The organism is Streptomyces sp. NPDC048191, assembly GCF_040652655.1.
Classification (GTDB): Bacteria; Actinomycetota; Actinomycetes; order Streptomycetales; family Streptomycetaceae; genus Streptomyces.
Genome location: NZ_JBEZMO010000023.1, coordinates 78,677 through 99,166 on the forward strand (window position 1 = coordinate 78,677; position 20,490 = coordinate 99,166).

A 20,490-nucleotide genomic window follows, 5' to 3' on the forward strand; every position below is an offset into this window, starting at 1 on the left:
TGCTCGATGTGCGGAATGGCGATCGCGCCGGCCGGAGGAACTCCGGTGACCGGCGCGATCGTTCATCCTGCCGTATCCGGAACTCCAGTTCGCACCCGGACCGGCGCCTCGGGCAGGCCGCTCAGATGATGCCCTCCGCGAGTTCGGCCTGGTCGCGGTCGCTGCCGTACGCGGCGGCGGTCGGGGTGCCGTACGAACGGCGGGCGACGTACCACCAGATGCTCGCGAGGACCAGGACGACGGCGAGCGCCACCGACGCGTAGTTCATGGTGTCGACGGTGACCGGCGAGGACTGCGGGAGGCAGAACAGCACCGTCACACAGGCCACCCAGATCACCGCGGTCCAGCCGATCGGCCTGCTCCAGCGGCCCAGATGCCACGGACCCGGCTGGAAGCGGTCGCCCGCGCGCAGCCGCAGCAGCACGGGGATCGCGTAGGCGGGGGTGATGCCGATGACGTTGATGGCCGTCACGGCGTTGTACGCCGTCGCCGAGTACAGCGACGGCAGGGCGAGGACACCCGCCACGACGACGGCCAGCCAGACGGCGGCGACCGGCGTCTGGGTGCGGCCGCTCACCTTGCGCCACAGGTGCGAGCCGGGCAGCGCGCCGTCGCGGCTGAACGCGAACACCATACGGCTGGCCGCGGCGACCTCGGCGTTGCCGCAGAACAGCTGGGCGATGATCACCACCAGGAGCAGGGCGCTGGCGCCGTCGGTGCCGAGGCCGTCGAGCAGGATCTGCGCGGGCGGCACACCGGTGGCGGTGGTGCGCGTGGCGTCGTAGTCCTGGATGGCGAAGGTCAGTCCGGCGAGCAGCACGAAGCCGGCGATCCAGGACACCCAGATGGACCGTACGATGCCGCGCGCCGCGGACACCGAGGCCTGCGAGGTCTCCTCCGACAGGTGCGCGGAGGCGTCGTAGCCGGAGAAGGTGTACTGCGCGAGCAGCAGGCCGATCGCCGCCACGTACAGCGGGTTGTGCCAGCCCGTCTCGTTGACGAACCTGGTGAACACGAACGACGCCGACTGGTGGTGGTCGGGGACGATCGCGAGGGCGCCGACGATGACCGCGACACCCGCGAGGTGCCACCACACACTGACCGAGTTGAGCAGGCTGACCAGACGGACGCCGAACAGGTTGAGCACCGCGTGCAGCAGCAGGATGGCGCAGAAGATCAGCATGGTCCTGCCGGGCGTCGGTGAGAAGCCCCACTGCAGGTTGGCGAACGCGCCGGTGAACAGCGCGGCGCCGTAGTCGATGCCGGCGATCGCACCGAGCAGACCGAGCAGATTCAGCCAGCCGGTGTACCAGCCCCAGCGCCGGCCGCCGAGCCGGTCGGCCATGTAGTACAGCGCGCCGGAGGTCGGATAGGCGCTGGTGACCTCGGCGAGCGCGAGGCCCACGCACAGCACGAACAGGCCGACGCCCGCCCAGCCCCACAGCATCACGGCGGGGCCGCCGGTGTTCAGGCCGAAGCCGTACAGGGTCATGCAGCCGGACAGGATCGAGATCACCGAGAAGCTGATCGCGAAGTTGCCGAAACCGCCCATGCGGCGGGCAAGCACCGGGCGGTAGCCGAGTTCGCGCAGCCGCCGCTCCTCGTCCTGCTGGGGCAGGCCCGGGGCGGGCGAGCGATCGGGGGTGGGGGACATGCGGGGCGGACCTCCGGGTCGAGGGGCTGGGGACAGGGCACGTTCAGGGGCCGTCCGCGGCCGCCCGGCAGCGGTCCCGGGCCTGGCTGAAGACCTCCACGGCACGGGCGCGGTCGGGCGTGCGGTACATCCAGGGCGGTGGCGTGAAGTACGGGCCGATGGCGTCGAACACCCGCGTCGCGTCGGGGAACCGCAACGAGCCCCACAGGGCGTGGGCCAGGTGGTTGAGGTCGAGCAGGGAGCGCTCGGCGCGATGGGTCTGCTCGAACCAGGAGTGCAGGGCATGCCGCGCCTCGCGGGCCGCGTCCTCCGCCACCCAGTGCAGGTCGAGCGCCGCGTCGTGCCCGCTGTCCCGCCGGTAGCGCTCGACCCGGACGTACAGCGGCAGCACATGCAGCGCGGAACCCGCCGGGGCCTGCCGGGCGGCCCACTGGGCGTAGCCGGCCGCCTCCGCGAGCCGGCCCGAGCCGCTCCGCGCGTAGAGGAACTGCAGCATGCGGTGGTGGGCCTCGCGGTTGTACGGGTCACGCCGGGCGGCCTCGGCCAGCAGCCCCCAGGGGCCCGGCGGCAGCATCGGCTCGGGCGCGGGCACCCGGTGCTCCTCCCAGCGCTGCTCCGGGTCCAGCTGGGCCAGCGCCAGCAGGCACACCCAGGGCACCGCGTCGCGTGGGGCGATCCGGGTGGCGGACTGCGCGGCGTCCCAGGCCTCGATCCACAACTCGTGGGTGCGCAGGTGCTTCTCCCGCTGGGCCCGCAGCGCGCGCTCCACGCCGACCCGCGCGTGCATCACCGCGGCGTGCACGCTGCCCGGCTCCTCCGCGAGCCAGGCGCGCACCACGTCGGTGCCGGCCGCGGCCGCCGCGAGGACCTGCGTGCGCTGCGTCCACTGCCACCCGGGCGCGGTGTCCGCGAGCAGCGTGCGCATGGCCATCCAGCGGCCGGTGCGCAGGTCCTGGAGCGCGGCCCGCAGGGCGGTGTCCGGGCCGGCGGGGTCGTAGGAGGGACGGGGTCCTTCTCTGGCCATCAGCCGTCGGCCCCGGGCCACTGGCACGCGGGCGAACTGGCGGGGTGGCGTGGCAACAGCCCTCCTGTGGGCGGCGATCGTGGTGTGGCTGCCTGGACGGCGGTCACTATAGAGGTGTGGGTTGCGGCGTGCCATTGTTGCCAACTCAACTGTTTGTTCAGGCAAGTTGGACGTCCGCGGGAGCTTGACTCCGGGTGCGGCGCGGCGGCAGGCTGACGCGGTGATCTTTGGTGCGGAGCGGGGGTGGGCGCGATGACGGCTGCGGTGCTCGCCGTCGACCAGGGCACGTCCGGCACCAAGGCCCTCGTGGTCTGCCCCGAGCGCGGCGTCCTGGGCTCCGGCTTCGCCGAGGTCCGGCCCCGGTACCTGCCCGGCGGACTGGCCGAGGTGGACCCCGCCGAGCTGTACGACTCCATCGTCGACGCCGGACGGCAGGCGCTCGCCGAGGCCGGCGAGGACGTCGCGGCGCTGGGCCTCGCCAACCAGGGCGAGACCGTCCTCGCCTGGGACCCCGCCACCGGCCGCCCGCTCACCGACGCGCTGGTGTGGCAGGACCGGCGCGCACAGAGCGTGTGCACCGAACTCGCGGGGCACGCCGAGGAGTTGCGGCAGCTGACCGGGCTGCCCCTCGACCCGTACTTCGCCGCGCCCAAGATGGCCTGGATCCGCCGACACCGCACCCGTGAGGGCGTCGTCACCACCTCCGACGCCTGGCTGGTCCACCGGCTCACCGGCGCCTTCGCCACCGACGCAGCCACCGCCGGCCGTACCCAGCTCCTCGACCTGGACCGCGCGCAGTGGTCGCCGAGGGCGCTGGACCTGTACGGGCTGGCGGACGAACGGCTCCCGGAGCCGGCCGACAACGCCCAGCCCGTCGGCACGACCACGGCGTTCGGCCGCGAGATCCCGCTCACCGGACTGATCGTCGACCAGCAGGCCGCCCTGCTCGCCCAGCGCGTCACCGCGCCCGGCGCCGCCAAGTGCACCTACGGCACGGGAGCGTTCCTGCTCGCGCACACCGGCGACCGCCCCCGGCGCGGCGACTCGGGCCTGGCCGCCTGTGTGGCCTGGCGGCTGGCCGGAACCTCCGCCTACTGCCTGGACGGCCAGGTCTACACCGCGGCCTCCGCCGTCCGCTGGCTCACCGACCTCGGGGTCATCAACTCCGCCGCTGACCTGGACCCCGTCGGCGGTGCCGTCCCCGACGACGGCGGTGTCACCTTCGTGCCCGCCCTCGCCGGACTCGCCGCGCCCTGGTGGCGCGGCGATCTGCGCGGCTCACTCACCGGACTCGGCCTCGGCACCACCGCCGGCCACCTGGTGCGCGCCCTGTGCGAGGGCATCGCCGCCCAGGTCGCCGAACTCGCCGACGCGGCCGCCGCCGACCTCGGCACCCCGCTGCGAACGCTCCGCGTCGACGGCGGCCTGACCCGCTCCGCCCTCCTCATGCAGACCCAGGCCGACCTGCTGCAACGCCCCGTCGAGGTCTCCGGGCTGCCCGACGCGACCGCGCTCGGCGCGGCCGCCCTCGCCCGCCTCGGCGCGGACCGTACCCTGGGCGTCGAACAGGCCCTGCCCGACTGGAAGCCCGCCGCCGTGTACGAGCCCCGCATCACCGCCGACCAGGCGGCAGAACGCCGCGACCGCTTCCGCACGGCCGTCGCCGCCCTGCTCGGCTCATGACCGTCACCGCACAGGGTCCGCTGCCCACCCGGACCTACGACGTCGTGATCGTCGGCGCCGGGGTCGTCGGCTGCGCCGTCGCCCGCGAACTCGCCGGGCATCCTCGCCTGAGCGTCGCCCTGGTCGAGGCCCAGGACGATGTCGGGCAGGGCACCTCCAAGGCCAACACCGCGATCCTGCACACCGGTTTCGACGCCGCCCCCGGGACCCTGGAGGCCCGGCTGGTCCGCGAGGGCCACGCCCTGCTCGGCGCCTACGCGGCCGCGTCCGGGATCCCCGTCGAACGCGTCGGAGCCCTGCTGGTCGCCTGGGACGAGGAGCAACTGGCCGCGCTGCCCCGGCTGGCCGAGAAGGCCGGGCGCAACGGCTACCACGAGACCGGTCTGCTGGGTCCCGGGGAGCTGTACGCCCGTGAACCGCACCTCGGGCCCGGAGCGCTCGGTGCGCTGCACGTGCCCGGCGAGAGCATCATCTGCCCCTGGACGACGACCCTCGCCTACGCCACCCAGGCGGTCCGCTCCGGAGTGGACCTGCACCTGAACACCGCCGTGCAGCAGGCCGGTTGGGCCGACGGCCACCTCCTGCGCACCTCCCGCGGCCTCCTGCGCGCCCGCCACCTGGTCAACACGGCCGGACTGCACGCCGACACCGTCGACCGGCTGCTCGGCCACGAGGACTTCACCGTCACCCCGCGCCGCGGCCAGCTCCTGGTGTACGACAAGCTCGCCCGTCCCCTGGTCCGGCACATCCTGCTGCCGGTGCCCACCGCGCTGGGCAAGGGCGTCCTGGTCGCGCCCACCGTCTACGGCAACGTCCTGCTCGGCCCCACCGCCGAGGACCTGCACGACAAGCGGGCCACCGGCTCCACCGCCGACGGCCTGGCCGGACTGCGCGACAAGGGCCGCCGTGTCCTGCCCGCCCTGCTCGACGAGGAGGTCACCGCGGCCTACGCGGGGCTCCGCGCGGCCACCGGACAGGAGGACTACCGCATCACCGCCCACCCCGAGCAGGCGTACGTCACCGTCGGCGGCATCCGGTCCACCGGCCTGACCGCCTCGATGGCCATCGCCGCCCATGTCACCGGCCTGCTGGCCGGCGCCGGGCTCGACCTCGGCCCCGTGCGCGAGCCCGAGCCGGTGACCATGCCCAACCTCGGCGTGGCGTTCCCGCGCCCCTACCAACGGGCAGAACTCATCGCCGCCGACCCCGAGTACGGCACCCTCGTCTGCCACTGCGAACGCGTCTCCAGAGGAGAGATCCGCGACGCCCTCGCCACCACGATCCCACCCCGCACCCTGGAGGGCCTGCGCCGTCGCACACGGGCCCGGGCGGGCCGCTGCCAGGGGTTCTACTGCGGGGCGGCGGTACGGGAGTTGTTCGAACGGGGCGCTGCCGGGGGCGGGGCGGGAGAGTGGGCCGCCGGGGAGCCGTCCGGGAGGGGCCGGGCATGACGAATCGACCCGTGACGAAGCGGCGGCGTGGCGGTGTCCCCGCTCCAACGAACCCGCCGCGCACGCTGGGGGGTTCGCGCTGTCGCACGGGGGCCTGGGCGGGCGTCGGGGTGCCGGTGCGGGGAGAGCGGGCCGCCGGGGAGCCGTCCGGGAGGGGCCGGGCATGACGAATCGGCCCGTGACGAAGCGGCGGCGTGTCGGTGTCCCCGCTTCAACGAACCCGCCGCGCACGCTGGGGGGTTCGCGCTGTCGCACGGGGGCCCGGGCGGGTGTCGGGGTGCCGGTGAGGGGAGAGCGGGCCGTCGGGGAGTCGTCCGGGAGGGGCCGGGCATGACGAATCGGCCCGAGATGAAGCGGCGGCGTGTCGATGTCCTGGTCGTCGGCGCCGGGCCCGCCGGACTCGTCGCCGCCGCACGGCTGGTCGCCGGGGGTGCCGGGCACGTGGAGGTGCTGGAACGGGAGGCCGAGCCGGGGGGAGTCCCACGGCACTGCGCTCACGGCGGCTTCGGCACCTGGACGCGTCCGCTGACCGGCCCGGAGTACGCCCGCCGGCTGACCGAGGCCGCCGCGCGCGCGGGCGCGGTGATCCGCACCGGGACGACGGTCCTGGACTGGGCGGGTGACGAGGCCCCGCACGTGGCGGGGGACCCGGCGACGGCGGGGCTCTCCGGGTCGGGGCCGGGTCGTGCGGACGCCGCGGTGGCCGGCGCGCCGGACACGGGTGCCGGGGCGTTCCCCGGGGAGCCCTCGGGAACCGGCCTGACCGCGCGGGCGAACGGTGCCGGAGCCGGCCCGGGCGTGCGGGCGGGCGCTGCCCCCGGCGGCGGACCGGTGTCCGGCGCCGTGGGCTCCGCAGCCGGCCCCGTGCTCACCGCCGTCGGACCCGGCGGCCCGGAGACCATCGAGGCGCGGGCCGTCGTCCTGGCCACCGGTGCCCGCGAACGCCCGCGCAGCGCCCGGCTGGTGCCGGGCACCCGGCCCGCCGGCGTCTACACCACCGGCGAACTCCAGCAGGCGGTCCATCTGTTCGGGCAGCGCATCGGGACCCGCGCGGTCGTCGTCGGCGCCGAGGACGTCTCGTACGCGGCGGCCGCCACCGTACGCGCGGCCGGTGCCGAGGTCGTCGCCCTGGTCACGGAACACCCGCGGGCCCAGACCGGCCGGGCCCGCGCGCGGCAGGCCCGGCTGTACGACCGTATTCCGCTGCTGACGCACACGACGGTCGGTGAACTCCTGGGCCACGGCCGCCTGTCCGGGGTCCGGGTCCGGCACCGCGACGGCCGCACGGCCGTTCTGGCCTGCGACACCGTCGTGTTCACCGGCGACTTCGTCCCCGACCACGAACTCGCCCGCCGCGGCGCCCTCGCCCTGGATCCCGGCACCCGCGGCCCCGCCGTCGACGGTGCCCTGCACACCACGCGCCGCGGAGTCTTCGCCGCCGGGAACCTCCTGCACCCCGTCGAGCGGGCCGGCACGGCGGCCGCCGAGGGGGCCCGGGCGGCCGGTGCCGTCCTGGACTTCCTGACGGGCGCCCGCTGGCCGGATCCCGGAGTGCCGCTCGTCGTCGAGGCGCCGCTGCGCTGGATCGCCCCGAACCGCCTCACCCCGGCCGCCCCGCCCGCCCGTTACGTCCTGCGCACCGGTGCCCCGCTGACCCGCCCGGTCCTGCGGGTCCACCAGGACGGCCGGCTCCTGCACCGTGCGCGGCCCGCACTCGGGACCGTACTGCCGAACCGCACCCTGACCCTCACCGCACGCTGGACGGGACAGGCCGATCCGCAGGGCGGTGACGTCCGGGTGAGCGTGGGCTGAGCGGACCGGGCTGTCAGTGCCGTGTGCGACGTGCGCTGGGCGGCGGCCACCGCGCCGGCCCGCCTCGGTGCCGGGGGCGCCGCGGGCGCCGTGGGCGTCGACGTGCTCACCGAACTCGCCGCCGTCGAGGCCGAACCGCCGCGGACCGGCTCCCCGCGCGTCCTCTTCCACGAGGGCGACCCGCGGGGCTATGCCGCCGCGTCGCTCGTCCTGCTCGCCGACCGGTTCCCCGGCGAGGCCCTGGACGCGGTGACGGACGCCCTGGCCGCCACCTCGGGCCCGGAGTCCTTCCCGGTCGCCGAGGCCGCGCTGCGGCCGGCGTTCGGCGAGCCGGGTCCGGCCGGCGTCGGCGCGTTCGAGGAGCTCGGCGAACGGCAGCGGCGCCTGGTGCGGGTGGTCGCCGGTCTGGGCGCCGAGACCTGGCAGTGGGTGAACCTCTGGAGCACCGTCCGGGCCTGGGGCCTGCCCACACCGCGCGACCCGCTGCGCGCCTACGCCGGGCTGCCGGAGGAGTAGGGGCGGCCCGCGCGGCTCACAGATCCGTGAACGACCCGTGCCGTCCGGCGCCGGAGGCGAACCGGGCGGCACCCTCCGCGCTCTGCGCCAGCACGCCCACGCCGTACCCGAGTTCGCCGCGCAGGGCCGCCTCCTCGGCCAGCCCCTCCTGGTCGAGGACCGAGGCGCGGTCGCTGCGCAGGCAGGCCTGCGGGAAACGGGCGATGGCCGCGGCCAGCGCCTCGGCCTCGGCGCGGGCCCGTCCGGTGGGCACCACGCGGTTGGCCAGTCCCATGTCGTAGGCCTCGCGGGCCGGCACCGGGCGGCCGGTGAGGATCATGTCCATGGCCCTGCTGGCGCCGATCAGCCGGGGCAGCCGCACCGTGCCGCCGTCGATCAGCGGTACGCCCCAGCGGCGGCAGAACACCCCGAAGACGGCGTCCTCCTCCGCGACCCGCAGATCGCACCACAGGGCCAGCTCCAGACCGCCCGCCACCGCGTGCCCGGCGACGGCGGCGATCACCGGCTTCGACAGCCGCATCCGGGTCGGCCCCATTGGCCCGTCGCCGTCCTCGGCCACCCGGTTGCCGCGTTCCGTGCCGATCGCCTTGAGGTCGGCCCCCGCGCAGAACGTGCCGCCCTCACCCCACAGCACGGCCACCCTGGCACTGTCGTCCGCCTCGAACTCCCTGAAGGCGGCGGCGAGTTCGGCGGCGGTCGGCCCGTCCACCGCGTTGCGGGCCCCGGGCCGGGACAGGACGACCGTGGTGACGTACTCCTCGCGCTCCACGCGAACCGGCATGGGTGGCCCTCCTTCTCCTGGTCCGGAAGGCCACTGTGCCTCAGATGACCTTGAGCCGTACCAGCGCCCCCAGCGTCAACGCGCCCGGCAGCAGCGGCACCCACACCGTGATGATCCGGTAGGCCAGGACCACCGCCGTGGCGACGGCGGCCGGACCGCCGACCGCGACCAGGGCCACGATCAGGGCCGCCTCGACCGAACCCAGACCGCCCGGCGTGGGCACCAGCGCCACCGCGACGGTCGCCGCGAGGTAGGCGAGCGCCATGTGCGCGGGTGGAACCGGCAGCCGCAGCGCCTGGCCGACCGCGGCGAGACCGGCCGCCTGGAGCGCGGGAAAGGCCAGCGAGCCGCCCCACAGGGCCAGGGCGCGGGCCGGCCGGGTGTGCACCGACCGCGCCTCGCCGAGGGCGTCCCGCACGAACCCGTGCACACGCCGGCGCAGCGGGCGTACCAGGGCCACGGTCGCCGCCGCCACCGCCAGCAGGCCCACCGCGCCCAGCAGCAGCGGAAGCGCCGAACCGTCCGGCAGCAGCGGACCGAGCCGCAGCGCGTCGGGGAAGGCGAGCAGCAGCGCGGCCAGCAGACCGACCCGGCCCACGGCCTCGGCCAGCAGATAGAGGGCGAGCGCGGCCGAGGAGCGGGCCAGGGGCACCCCGCACACGGTCATGAAGCGCAGGTTCACCGCGCCCGCGCCCAGGCCGGTGGGGAGCAGGTGGTTGGCCGAGGCCGCCGCGAACTGGGTGGCCAGCAGCCGAGCCTTCGGCAGCGGCTGCACCACCGCGCCCTGCCGGGTGACCGCGGCGGCCACCCAGGACAGACAGGTGGCGCCGGCGGCCGCGAGCAGCCACGGCCAGGAGGCGGCGCGCAGCTGGCCGAAGCCCTCGGCGAGCAGAGCGCGGTTGCGTACGGCGACGAGGGCGACGAGCAGCAGCGGCACCAGGCACAGCGCCTGGCGGACGGGGACGCGACGGGGGAGTCGTCCCCGGGGTGGCGGGGGAAGCGGGACGGCGGTCACATCCGCAGAGGTTCTCCGCGCCGTCCCAACGGCGGGTGAAAAGACGGGAACGTTGACCTCAACGAAGGTTGAGGTTCTACGTTCTTCCTTATGAGCATGGAGACCACAGCCTGGACGCAGCTGCACAGCGTCATGAACGCACAGTCCGAGCGCCGGCCGTTCGCCCGCGCCACGCTGCGCCGTATCGCCGCCTTCGCCCGCCCGCACCGCGCGGGCATCGTCCGTTTCGTGCTGCTCGGGGTGGTGACCGCGCTCCTCGCCGTGGCCACCCCCATGCTGGCCGGCCGCGTCGTCGACGCGATCGTGGCGGGGCACGACAGCGGCACGGTGGTCCGGCTGTCCCTGCTCATCGCGCTCGTCGCCCTCGCGGAGGCGGGGCTGGGCATCCTCGGCCGGCGCCTGTCGTCGACGCTCGGGGAGGGACTCATCCTCGATCTCAGAACGGCTGTGTTCGATCATGTGCAGCGCATGCCCGTCGCGTTCTTCACACGGACTCGTACGGGAGCGCTGGTCAGCCGTCTCAACAACGACGTGATCGGCGCCCAGCGGGCCTTCGCCAACACCCTGTCGGGCGTTGTCAGCAACCTGGTCACGCTGCTGCTCACCCTCGCGGTGATGCTCACCCTGTCCTGGCAGATCACGCTGCTCGCGCTGGCGCTGCTGCCGGTGTTCGTGCTGCCGGCCCGTCGCATGGGCGCCCGGATGGCCCGGATGCAGCGGGAGGCGGCGGCGCTGAACGCGGCCATGGGCACCCGGATGACCGAGCGCTTCTCCGCGCCCGGCGCCACCCTGGTCAAGCTGTTCGGCCGCCCCGAGGAGGAGTCGGCCGAGTTCGCTGCCCGCGCCGCCCGCGTCCGGGACATCGGCGTCCGTACGGCCACGGCCCAGTCGGTCTTCATTACCGCCCTCACCCTGGTCTCCGCCCTCGCGCTGGCCCTCGTCTACGGCCTCGGCGGCTGGTTCGCGCTGCACGGCACCCTGCAGGCCGGGGCGGTCGTCTCCCTCGCCCTGCTGCTGACCCGCCTGTACGCCCCGCTCACCGCGCTCGCCGGTGCCCGGGTCGAGGTGATGAGCGCGCTCGTCAGCTTCGAGCGGGTCTTCGAGGTGCTCGACCTGAAGCCGCTGATCGAGGAGAAGCCGGACGCCCGTGAGGTCCCCGAGGGACCGGTCGCCGTCGAGTTCGACGACGTCCACTTCTCCTACCCGGCCGCCGACCAGGTCTCCCTCGCCTCCCTGGAGGAGGTCGCCGCGCTCGACACCCGCGGCGGCTCCGAGGTCCTGCACGGCGTCTCCTTCCGCGCCGAACCCGGCGAGACCGTCGCCCTCGTCGGCTCCTCCGGCGCCGGCAAGTCCACCATCGCCCAGCTGCTGCCGCGCCTGTACGACGTCGACGCGGGCGCCGTCCGCATCGGCGGGACCGACGTCCGCGACCTGACGGCGGCCTCCCTGCGCGGCACCCTCGGCATGGTCACCCAGGACGGCCACCTGTTCCACGACACCGTCCGGGCCAACCTCCTGCTGGCCCGCCCCGACGCCACGGACGAGGACCTCTGGGACGCGCTCGGCCGCGCCCGCCTCGCCGACGTCGTACGTTCCCTGCCCGACGGCCTGGACACGGTGGTCGGCGAGCGCGGCTACCGGCTCTCCGGCGGCGAACGCCAGCGGATGACCATCGCCCGGCTGCTGCTCGCCCGGCAGCGCGTGGTCATCCTGGACGAGGCCACCGCCCACCTGGACAACACGTCCGAGGCGGCCGTCCAGGAGGCGCTCACCGAGGCCCTGGAGGGGCGCACGGCCGTGGTCATCGCCCACCGCCTCTCCACGGTCCGGGCCGCCGACCAGATCCTGGTCGTGGAGTCCGGCCGGATCGTGGAACGCGGCACCCACGAGGAACTGCTGGCGGCGGACGGCCGGTACGCCGAGCTGTACCGGACCCAGTTCGCGGAGCGGGCCGCCGCCGCGGCGGACGTGGTGGCGGACGCGGTGGCGGCCGAGGTGCCGTTCGCCTGAGCGGTCACGGCGCCTTCTCCAGCGCGAGGAGCCGGTACTGCGGATCGGGGCGGGAGCTGTCCTGCTGGGGCAGGGCCGCGAGACCGTCCCGCACCTCGGCCACCCGGGCCGACTCGGCATGCCTGCACCACGGTATGCGGCCCGTCGCGACGACCTCCTGCCACCGGCGCGGGCTGCGGCCCTGGCCGGTGCCGGGGAAGACGGTCTCGCCGACGGGCCGCAGGCCGTTGCGGGCCGCCCGGTCCGGCACCTGGCCGCGTCCGTCGGCAGCCCGGGGCCGGTACCGCTCCCGCGACCGGGCCGTGACCCGGGCGACATCGCTGTCCGGCACGAAGTAGGCGTCGTTCTTGTCGACCGTGGTGACGAGCACCCCTTCGGGCCCGAGCACCCGCGCCGCCTCGGCCGGTGCGGCCGCCGGCTCGGGCAGCAGATGGAGCAGCCCGACCATCACCGCCGCATCCACACCGCCCCGCCGGCAATGGCACCCGCGTGACGTCACCGCGCACGACACCCCCGCCGACGCGCCGGGCCGCCAGGGCGAGCATCCCCTCGGAGCGGTCCACACCCGGCACCCTCCGCCCGGGCCGCAGCAGCCCGCGGGTCACGACGCCGGTGCCGCACCCGAGGTCCAGGACGGTGCCGGGGTCCTGTGGCAGCGGTCTCTCCAGCGCCGGCGCCGCCGCCCGTGCCCGGGGCTCGCCGCCCCGGGAGGCGTCGTACCGCCGCGCCTCCTCGTCGTAGTCGATCACCCGCCCCTCCTGACCGGATGTCCGTGCAGGCGTGGTCAGTTGCTGCCGCGCCACTTGACTCCACTGGTCCGGACCTTTATTTTCACGCCTTAAACAAAGCCTACGAACGCCCCAACGCTCCTACTGTGCACCGGTGTTGGGCCACCCCCCACCCGAAAGGCCGCCCCCGCCATGGCCAGACCTCTCCCCGCGGCAGTCTCCCTCTCCGTACTGGCGCTCTCCGCAGGACTGCTCACCGCCTCCCCCGCCCAGGCCGACACCGGCGCGATCACCGGACTCGCCGGCAAGTGCCTCGACGTCGCCGGGGCCAACTCCGCCGACGGCACGCCCGTCCAGCTCTACGACTGCAACGGCACCGGCGCCCAGCAATGGACGGTCGGCACCGACGGCACCGTCCGCGCCCTCGGCAAGTGCCTGGACGTGACCGGCGATTCGACCGCCGACGGCGCCAAGGTGCAGCTGTGGACCTGCAGCGGCGGCGCGAACCAGAAGTGGACCGTCACCGCCGCCCACGACATCGTCAACCCGCAGGCCGACAAGTGCCTCGACGTCACCGACAACAACTCCGCCAACGCCACCCGGATACAGATCTGGAGCTGTAGTGGCGGCGCCAACCAGAAGTGGAACGCGCCCGCGGCGGGCGGCGGCACCACCGACCCGTCCGCACCCATGGCCGTGGCGCCGTACCTGTACAACGGCTGGGGCAGCCCGCCGAACCCCACCACCATCACCCAGGCCACCGGCGTGAAGTGGTTCACCCTCGCCTTCGTGCTCAGCAACGGCTACTGCAACCCGCAGTGGGACGGCAGCCGGGCGCTGACCGGCGGGGTCGACCAGCGGACGATCAACACCGTGCGGGCGAACGGCGGTGACGTGATCCCGTCCTTCGGCGGCTACAGCGGCAACAAGCTGGAGAGTTCCTGCTCCAGCGCGGGCGAGCTGGCGGCGGCCTACCAGAAGGTCGTCAACGCCTACGGGCTCAAGGCGATCGACATCGACATCGAGGCCGACGCCTACAGCAGCGCCACCGTGCAGCAGCGGACCGTGGACGCGCTGAAGACGGTGAAGGCGAACAACCCCGGCCTGAAGGTGTACATCACCCAGGGGACCGGGCAGTCCGGGCCCGACACGAGCCTCATCAACCGTGCCGCCTCCTCGGGCCTGACCGTGGACGCCTGGGCCATCATGCCGTTCGACTTCGGCGGCGCCGGACAGAACATGGGCAACCTCACCACGCAGGCCGCCGAGGGCCTGAAGAACGCGCTGAAGAACGCCTACCACTACAGCGACGACCAGGCCTACCGGGACATGGGCATCTCGTCGATGAACGGCGTCACCGACAACAACGAGACCGTCACGGTGAACGACTTCCGGACCATCCTGGCCTACGCGCAGACGCACCACCTCGCCCGGCTCACCTTCTGGTCCGCCAACCGCGACCGGCCGTGCACCGGCGGCCCCGCGGACAGCTGCTCCGGCGTGAGCCAGTCCGACTGGGACTACACCCGCGTCTTCGCCGGCTACACCGGCTGACCCCGGCCCTCCGCCGGCCGCGAGGACCGGCGGACTCCCCAACGGACGTGGCGGACCCGGTCCGCGACCCGTGAGTGAAGGGTGTGGCCCTCCGGACGTGTGAGGCGCCGTCGCGTGGATACGCGGTGAGGACGGACACCAGGGCCCGTCCGGGAGGTCACCCCTGCAATGACCAGCAAAGACAAGCTTCCGTCCGCTTCGGAGATCACCCTCCGGGTCAACGGCAAACCCCACACCGTGCACGTCGACCACCGACGTGTGCTGCTGGACCTGCTCCGCGAGGATCTCGGCCTCACCGGGGCGAAGAAGGGCTGCGACCACGGTCAGTGCGGTGCCTGCACCGTGCTGGCCGACGGCCGCCGCCTCAACAGCTGCCTGCTGCTCGCGGTCACCCTCGACGGCAGTGACGTCACCACCGTCGAGGGCCTCGGCGGGGACGGCGAGGAGCCGCACCCCCTGCAGCGGGCCTTCCTCGACCGCGACGCCTTCCAGTGCGGCTACTGCACCCCCGGGCAGATCTGCTCCGCCGTGGGCATGCTCGCCGAGGCCGCGGCCGGTCACCCCTCCCACGTCACCGACCCCGCGGCCCCCTCCGGCCGGCCCGTCCCGCTGGACCGTACGGAGATCCGTGAGCGGCTGAGCGGCAACCTGTGCCGTTGCGGCGCCTACCCGCGCATCGTCGAGGCCGTGGAGGACGTGGTCCCGTGAACGGCTTCGGATACCTCAGGCCCGCAACCCTCCGGGAAGCCGTCGAGGCCTACGCAACCCACCCCGGCGCCCGCTATCTGGCCGGCGGCACCAACCTGGTCGACCTGATGAAACTCGGCGTGGAGCGCCCCGGCACCCTCATCGACGTCGGCCGGCTGCCCCTGGACACGATCGAGGAGCGGCCCGACGGCTCCCTGCGCGTCGGCGGCACCGTCCGCAACAGCGACCTGGCCGCCGACCCCCGCGTCCGCGACCGCTACCCGGCGCTGTCCCAGGCCCTGCTCGCAGGCGCCTCCGGGCAGCTGCGCAACGCCGCCACCACCGGCGGCAACCTGCTCCAGCGCACCCGCTGCCCCTATTTCCAGGACCTGGCCAAACCCTGCAACAAACGCGAGCCCGGCAGCGGCTGCGGCGCCCGCGACGGCGTCCACCGCGACCACGCGGTCCTCGGCCACTCCGAGCAGTGCATCGCCACGAACCCGTCCGACATGGCGGTCGCACTGGCCGCCCTGGACGCCCAGGTGGAGCTGTACGGCACCGAGGGCACCCGGCGCCTGCCGGCAGCCGAGTTCCACCGGCTGCCGGGCGAGCACCCCGAGCGGGACACCTGGATCTGCCCGGGCGAGCTGATCACCGGTGTGCTGCTCCCCGCGGCCACCGCCGGCGTCCCGTCCGCCTACCGCAAGGCCCGCGACCGGGCGTCGTACGCCTTCGCCCTCGCCTCCGTGGCCGTCGTGCTGAAGGTCGTGGACGGCGTCGTCGACCAGGCGGGGATCGCCTTCGGTGGGCTCGCCCACAAACCCTGGCGGGCCCGGCACACCGAGCTCGCCCTGCTGGGCGCCCCCGCCACGCCCGCCGCCTTCGAGGGAGCCGTGGAGCTGGAACTCGCGCACGCCGAGCCCCTGCGCGACAACGCCTACAAGGTGTCCCTCGCCCGCAATCTCGCCCTGGACGTCCTGAACCGCCTCGCCCCCGCACCCGCGGTGGCCTGAGCCGACGCAGGAGGAGCAGGAGGAAACCCCATGACCGGCAACTCGCTCGGCGCCCCAGCCGGGCGCACGGAAGGTCGGCACACGGGCCCCGACGGTGTCCTGGGCGCCCCCGCCGAGCGCCGGGAAGGACGGCAGAAGGTCACCGGCGCCGCCCGCTACGCCGCCGAGTACGCCCCGCCCGGCCGCGCCCACGCCTGGCCGGTGCCCGCCACGATCGCGCGCGGCCGGGTCACCGCCGTCGACACCTCGGCCGCCCTCGCCCTGCCCGGCGTGCTCGCCGTCCTCACCCCCGACGACGCCCCGCGCACCGCCGCACCCGAGGACGCGACCCTCGCCGTCCTCCAGGGCCCCGACGTGCCGCACCGGGGCTGGTGCGTGGCCCTGGCCGTCGCCGACTCCCTGGAGACGGCCCGCGCCGCGGCCCGGGCGGTCCGCGTCGCCTACAAGGAGGAACCGCACCACGCCGAACTCGATCCAGGTCACCGGGACGCCTACGAGCCGGAGGAGGTCAACGCCGGCTACCCAGGCCGGGTCGAGCACGGCGCCCCGGAGGCCGCCTTCGCCGCCGCCGAGGTCCGCGTCGACGTCACCTACCGGGTGCCGCCGCTGCACAACCACCCCATGGAGCCGCACGCCAGCACGGCCCAGTGGGACGGGGACCGGCTCACCGTGTACACCTCCAGCCAGGGCGGTACGACCGTGCGCTCCGTGCTCGCCCAGATGTTCGAGCTGTCCGAGGACCGGATCACCGTCGTCACCGAGCACGTCGGCGGCGGCTTCGGCTCCAAGGGCACCCCCCGCCCGGACGTCGTCCTCGCCGTCATGGCCGCCCGGCGCACCGGCCGGCCCGTCACCGTCGCCTACCCCCGCCGGTACCTGCCCACCACCGTCGGGCACCGCGCCCCCACCGTGCAGCGCCTCCGTCTCGGCGCGAACGCGGACGGCAGGTTCACCGCCGTGCTGCACGAGGTGACCACCCACACCTCCCGGGTGAAGGAGTTCGTCGAGCAGGCCGCGGTGCCCGCCCGCATGATGTACGCCACCCCCAACCTGCTCAGCGCCCACCTGGTGGTCCCGCTCGACGTCCCCACCCCCTCGTGGATGCGCGCCCCCGGCGAGGCGCCCGGCATGTACGCCCTGGAGTCCGCCGTGGACGAACTCGCCGACGCGCTCGGCACGGACCCGGTGGAGCTGCGCATCCGCAACGAACCCGAGCGGGAGCCGGACAGCGGCAAGCCGTTCAGCAGCCGGCACCTCGTGGAGTGCCTGCGCGAGGGCGCCCGCCGCTTCGGCTGGGCCGAGCGCGACCCGCGGACCCGCTCGCGCACCGAGGGCCCGCTGCTCCTCGGCACCGGCGTGGCCGCGGCCACCTATCCGGCCGCGGCCGTCCCGGCCACCGCGACCGCCCGGGCCCTGCCCGACGGCACCTTCACCGTGCGGATCAACGCGACCGACATCGGCACCGGGGCCCGTACCGTCCTCGCGCAGATCGCCGCCGACGCCCTCGGTGCGCCCCTCGACCGGGTCCGCACCGAGATCGGGCACAGCGACCTGCCGTCGGCATGGCTGGCCGGCGGCTCCATGGGCACCGCCTCCTGGGGCTGGGCCGTGCACGAGGCGTGTGCCGAGCTGGCCTCCCGGCTCGCCGCGCACACCGGACCGCCGCCCGCCGACGGCATCGAGACCCGCGCCGACACCGCCGGGCGGGCCGACGCCGACAGCCCCTACTCCCGGCACGCCTTCGGCGCCCACTTCGCCGAGGTCGCCGTCGACACCGTGACCGGCGAGACCCGGGTACGGCGGCTGCTCGGCATCTTCGCCGCCGGGCGGATCCTCAACTCCCGCACCGCGCGTTCCCAGTTCGTCGGCGGCATGACCATGGGCCTCGGCATGGCCCTCACCGAACACAGCACACTGGACCGCGCGTTCGGCGACTTCACCGAGGCGGACCTCGCCTCCTACCACGTGCCCGCGCACGCCGACGTCCCCGACATCGAGGCCGACTGGATCGACGAGGACGACCCCCACCTCAACCCCATGGGCAGCAAGGGCATCGGGGAGATCGGCATCGTCGGCACCGCCGCCGCCATCGGCAACGCGGTCCACCACGCCACCGGCATCCGCTTCCGTGAACTGCCGCTCACCCCCGACCGGATCATCACCCGCCTGCTGTCCGAGGGGTGACCGTGACGGGGCCGACCTGGGAGTACGAGGGCTACCGGCCGGAGGAGGAACGCCTGCGGGAGTCGCTGTGCACCCTGGGCAACGGGTACTTCGCCACCCGCGGGTCGCTGCCCGAGTGCACCGCGGACGACGTCCACTACCCGGGCACCTACGCGGCCGGCTGCTACGACCGGCTCACCTCCGAGGTCGCCGGGCGCCGGGTCGAGAACGAGGACGTGGTCAACCTCCCCAACTGGCTGCCGCTGCGCTTCCGTCCGGGGGACGGCGCCTGGCTCACCCCGGACACCGCGCCCGTCACCGAGCACCACCTCATGCTGGACCTCGATCCCGGACTGCTGGAACGCCGCACCGGCTACGACCTCGGCGGCGGCGCCACACTCCACGTACGCCAGCTGCGGCTCGTGCACCTGGCCGACCGCCATCTCGCCGCCCTGCGCACGGAGTTCACCGTCGAGGGCGGCGAGGTCGAGCTGGAGGTCGAGGCCGCGCTCGACGGACGCGTCACCAACTCCGGCGTGGCCCGCTACCGGGACCTGGACGGCCGGCACCTCACCCAGGTACGCACCGGCCTCGCCGCACACGGCGCGATGTGGCTGCGCTGCCACACCCGCACCTCCCGCATCGAATGCGCCCTGGCCGCCCGGCTGACCACCGACGCGCCCGTGGCGACGGGGCACGAAGCCCTGCGCGCCGTCCAGCACCTGCGGCTGCGCCTGACGCCCGGCCGGAACGCCACCGTCGACAAGACCGTCGCGCTGCACACCTCGCGCGACCCCGCCATCGGCGACCCGCTGGACGCGGCGGTCGACCGTGTCGGCGCCGCCCCCGGCTTCGACGTGCTGCTGGAGAGCCACATCACCGCCTGGGAGCAGCTGTGGCGGCGCACCGCGTTCGAGGTCCCCGGCGAGGCGGGCAGCATCCTGCGCCTGCACCTGTTCCACGTGCTGCAGACCCTCTCGCCGCACACGGCCGACCTCGACGTGGGCGTCCCCGCGCGCGGACTGCACGGCGAGGCCTACCGCGGCCACGTCTTCTGGGACGAACTCTTCGTCCTGCCCTACCTCAACCTGCACCTTCCCGAGGTCTCCCGCGCCCTGCTGCGCTACCGGCACCGGCGCTTGGGAGCCGCCTGCCAGGCCGCCCGGGAACTCGGCCGGCGCGGTGCGCTCTACCCGTGGCAGAGCGGCAGCGACGGCCGCGAGGAGGCGCAGCAACTCCACCTCAACCCCCGCTCCGGCCGCTGGCTGCCGGACCACTCACGGCTCCAGCACCACGTCGGCTCGGCGGTCGCGTACAACGTGTGGCAGTACTGGGAGGCGACCGGCGACATCGACTTCCTGCACGGCGAGGGCGCCGAGATGATGCTGCAGATCGCCCGGTTCTGGGGCGACTTCGCGAGCTACGACGACCACCTAGGCCGGTACCGCATCCGGGGCGTGGTCGGTCCCGACGAATACCACGACGCCTACCCCGGCGCCGCCGCACCGGGCCTCGACGACAACGCGTACACCAACGTCACCGCCGCCTGGGTGCTCGCCCGGACCCTGGAACTGCTCGACACCATGCCCGAGCCGCGCCGCCGCGAACTCACCGAGAGCGCCGGACTGGACGAGGACGAGCCCGCCCGCTGGGAGGAGATCTCCCGCACCCTCCACGTGCCCTTCCACGACGGGGTGATCAGCCAGTTCGAGGGGTACGGCGACCTCGCCGAGCTGGACTGGGACGGCTACCGCAAGCGGTACGACGACATCCGGCGCCTCGACCGGATCCTGGAGGCCGAGGGCGACACGGCCAACCGGTACCGGGCGTCCAAACAGGCCGACGTCCTGATGCTCGGCTACCTCTTCTCGGCGCCCGAACTCCGTTGCCTCTTCAACCGGTTGGGCTACTGTCTCGACGACCGGACCTGGAGCGCTACCGTCGACCACTACCTGCACCGCACCAGCCACGGCTCCACCCTGAGCGGCCTGGTCCACGGCTGGATCCTGACCCGCGCCCGCCGCGCGGGCGCCTGGGCCTTCGTGCAGGAGGCACTGCGCGGCGACATCGCCGACCTGCAGGGCGGCACCACCGGTGAGGGCATCCACCTCGGTGCCATGGCCGGCACCCTCGACCTCGTCCAGCGCGGACTGACCGGCCTGGAGACCCGCGACGGCGCCCTGTGCCTGGACCCGGTCCCGCTGCCCGAACTCTCCTCCTACGGCTTCGCCCTCCGCTACCACGGCCACTGGGGCGTCCATCTGCGCCTGCGCAGCGGCCTGCTGGAGATCGCCGTGCCGTCCTCCGGCCGCGCACCCATCGACGTCTGCCTGCGCGACCGGGTGGTCCCGGTGGGACCGGGCGAGGCGGCCCGGCTCGTGGTGCCGGAGTGATGCCGC

Annotated in this window: 15 protein-coding genes and 1 pseudogene; 10 read left to right on the plus strand and 6 right to left on the minus strand. The window is 74.5% G+C overall.

Features of this window, described 5'->3' with window-relative positions:
- Nucleotides 1-121: 121 nt before the first annotated feature.
- Both AB0D93_RS30230 and AB0D93_RS30235 read right to left on the minus strand, forming a co-directional pair.
- Complete coding sequence (locus AB0D93_RS30230) at nucleotides 122-1,654, minus strand: amino acid permease (protein ID WP_362125958.1); 1,533 nt, start codon at nucleotides 1,652-1,654, stop codon at nucleotides 122-124.
- Nucleotides 1,655-1,697: 43 nt separating this feature from the next.
- On the minus strand, nucleotides 1,698-2,678 hold the full coding sequence (locus AB0D93_RS30235) for a hypothetical protein (RefSeq protein ID WP_362125961.1): 981 nt from the start codon (nucleotides 2,676-2,678) through the stop codon (nucleotides 1,698-1,700).
- Nucleotides 2,679-2,930: 252 nt separating this feature from the next.
- On the opposite strand from AB0D93_RS30235, the gene AB0D93_RS30240 reads away from it, so the two are divergent.
- The 4 genes from AB0D93_RS30240 to AB0D93_RS30255 all read left to right on the plus strand — a co-directional run bounded on the left by AB0D93_RS30240 (nucleotide 2,931) and on the right by AB0D93_RS30255 (nucleotide 8,140).
- The gene (locus tag AB0D93_RS30240) at nucleotides 2,931-4,361 is read left to right on the plus strand and encodes an FGGY family carbohydrate kinase (RefSeq protein ID WP_362125963.1); all 1,431 of its coding nucleotides are present in this window, start codon (nucleotides 2,931-2,933) and stop codon (nucleotides 4,359-4,361) included.
- Nucleotides 4,358-5,812, plus strand: coding sequence for an FAD-dependent oxidoreductase (locus tag AB0D93_RS30245; RefSeq protein ID WP_362125966.1), 1,455 nt, complete (start codon nucleotides 4,358-4,360; stop codon nucleotides 5,810-5,812). Before AB0D93_RS30240 ends, AB0D93_RS30245 begins: the two co-directional genes overlap by 4 nt.
- Before the next feature lie 330 nt (nucleotides 5,813-6,142).
- On the plus strand, nucleotides 6,143-7,624 hold the full coding sequence (locus AB0D93_RS30250) for an FAD-dependent oxidoreductase (RefSeq protein WP_362125969.1): 1,482 nt from the start codon (nucleotides 6,143-6,145) through the stop codon (nucleotides 7,622-7,624).
- Nucleotides 7,625-7,654: 30 nt separating this feature from the next.
- A complete protein-coding gene (locus AB0D93_RS30255; RefSeq protein WP_362125972.1) occupies nucleotides 7,655-8,140 on the plus strand; it encodes a hypothetical protein in 486 nt (161 codons plus the stop codon).
- Between the two features lie 16 nt (nucleotides 8,141-8,156).
- Here AB0D93_RS30255 and AB0D93_RS30260 read toward each other — a convergent pair whose 3' ends face one another.
- Together AB0D93_RS30260 and AB0D93_RS30265 are read right to left on the minus strand one after the other, a co-directional pair.
- A complete protein-coding gene (locus tag AB0D93_RS30260; protein ID WP_362125975.1) occupies nucleotides 8,157-8,921 on the minus strand; it encodes a crotonase/enoyl-CoA hydratase family protein in 765 nt (254 codons plus the stop codon).
- A 40-nt stretch (nucleotides 8,922-8,961) separates the two neighbouring features.
- A complete protein-coding gene (locus AB0D93_RS30265; RefSeq protein WP_362125978.1) occupies nucleotides 8,962-9,936 on the minus strand; it encodes a lysylphosphatidylglycerol synthase transmembrane domain-containing protein in 975 nt (324 codons plus the stop codon).
- Between the two features lie 96 nt (nucleotides 9,937-10,032).
- Between AB0D93_RS30265 and AB0D93_RS30270 the strand changes: the two genes are divergently transcribed.
- Nucleotides 10,033-11,946, plus strand: coding sequence for an ABC transporter ATP-binding protein (locus tag AB0D93_RS30270; RefSeq protein WP_362126088.1), 1,914 nt, complete (start codon nucleotides 10,033-10,035; stop codon nucleotides 11,944-11,946).
- Between the two features lie 4 nt (nucleotides 11,947-11,950).
- Here AB0D93_RS30270 and AB0D93_RS30275 read toward each other — a convergent pair whose 3' ends face one another.
- Nucleotides 11,951-12,397, minus strand: coding sequence for a hypothetical protein (locus tag AB0D93_RS30275; protein ID WP_362125981.1), 447 nt, complete (start codon nucleotides 12,395-12,397; stop codon nucleotides 11,951-11,953).
- Between the two features lie 73 nt (nucleotides 12,398-12,470).
- Nucleotides 12,471-12,749, minus strand: a pseudogene (locus AB0D93_RS30280) (class I SAM-dependent methyltransferase); the annotation flags it as partial.
- Nucleotides 12,750-12,866: 117 nt separating this feature from the next.
- Here AB0D93_RS30280 and AB0D93_RS30285 point away from each other — a divergent pair.
- From AB0D93_RS30285 to AB0D93_RS30305, 5 genes are all read left to right on the plus strand, one after another.
- Entirely contained in the window at nucleotides 12,867-14,228 is a 1,362-nt protein-coding gene (locus AB0D93_RS30285; protein ID WP_362125984.1) for a lectin, read from the plus strand.
- A gap of 168 nt (nucleotides 14,229-14,396) precedes the next feature.
- Nucleotides 14,397-14,936 carry a (2Fe-2S)-binding protein gene (locus AB0D93_RS30290; protein ID WP_362125987.1) on the plus strand — a complete coding sequence of 180 codons (540 nt, stop codon included), beginning with the start codon at nucleotides 14,397-14,399 and terminating at the stop codon, nucleotides 14,934-14,936.
- Entirely contained in the window at nucleotides 14,933-15,928 is a 996-nt protein-coding gene (locus AB0D93_RS30295) for a xanthine dehydrogenase family protein subunit M (protein ID WP_362125990.1), read from the plus strand. The genes AB0D93_RS30290 and AB0D93_RS30295 overlap by 4 nt, the downstream gene beginning before the upstream one ends.
- A 30-nt stretch (nucleotides 15,929-15,958) precedes the next feature.
- Entirely contained in the window at nucleotides 15,959-18,112 is a 2,154-nt protein-coding gene (locus AB0D93_RS30300) for a xanthine dehydrogenase family protein molybdopterin-binding subunit (RefSeq protein WP_362125993.1), read from the plus strand.
- Nucleotides 18,113-18,114: 2 nt separating this feature from the next.
- Complete coding sequence (locus AB0D93_RS30305; RefSeq protein ID WP_362125996.1) at nucleotides 18,115-20,484, plus strand: glycosyl hydrolase family 65 protein; 2,370 nt, start codon at nucleotides 18,115-18,117, stop codon at nucleotides 20,482-20,484.
- Nucleotides 20,485-20,490 lie beyond the last annotated feature (6 nt).

Excerpts from the sequence above, each read along its gene's own strand:
- AB0D93_RS30260 (WP_362125975.1), bottom strand. The coding sequence starts at position 8,921 with ATGCCGGTTCGCGTGGAGCGCGAGGAGTACGTCACCACGGTCGTCCTG.
- AB0D93_RS30285 (WP_362125984.1), top strand. The coding sequence starts at position 12,867 with ATGGCCAGACCTCTCCCCGCGGCAGTCTCCCTCTCCGTACTGGCGCTC.
- AB0D93_RS30300 (WP_362125993.1), top strand. The coding sequence starts at position 15,959 with ATGACCGGCAACTCGCTCGGCGCCCCAGCCGGGCGCACGGAAGGTCGG.
- AB0D93_RS30240 (WP_362125963.1), top strand. The coding sequence starts at position 2,931 with ATGACGGCTGCGGTGCTCGCCGTCGACCAGGGCACGTCCGGCACCAAG.
- AB0D93_RS30290 (WP_362125987.1), top strand. The coding sequence starts at position 14,397 with ATGACCAGCAAAGACAAGCTTCCGTCCGCTTCGGAGATCACCCTCCGG.
- AB0D93_RS30235 (WP_362125961.1), bottom strand. The coding sequence starts at position 2,678 with ATGGCCAGAGAAGGACCCCGTCCCTCCTACGACCCCGCCGGCCCGGAC.
- AB0D93_RS30230 (WP_362125958.1), bottom strand. The coding sequence starts at position 1,654 with ATGTCCCCCACCCCCGATCGCTCGCCCGCCCCGGGCCTGCCCCAGCAG.
- AB0D93_RS30245 (WP_362125966.1), top strand. The coding sequence starts at position 4,358 with ATGACCGTCACCGCACAGGGTCCGCTGCCCACCCGGACCTACGACGTC.
- AB0D93_RS30270 (WP_362126088.1), top strand. The coding sequence starts at position 10,033 with ATGGAGACCACAGCCTGGACGCAGCTGCACAGCGTCATGAACGCACAG.
- AB0D93_RS30250 (WP_362125969.1), top strand. The coding sequence starts at position 6,143 with ATGACGAATCGGCCCGAGATGAAGCGGCGGCGTGTCGATGTCCTGGTC.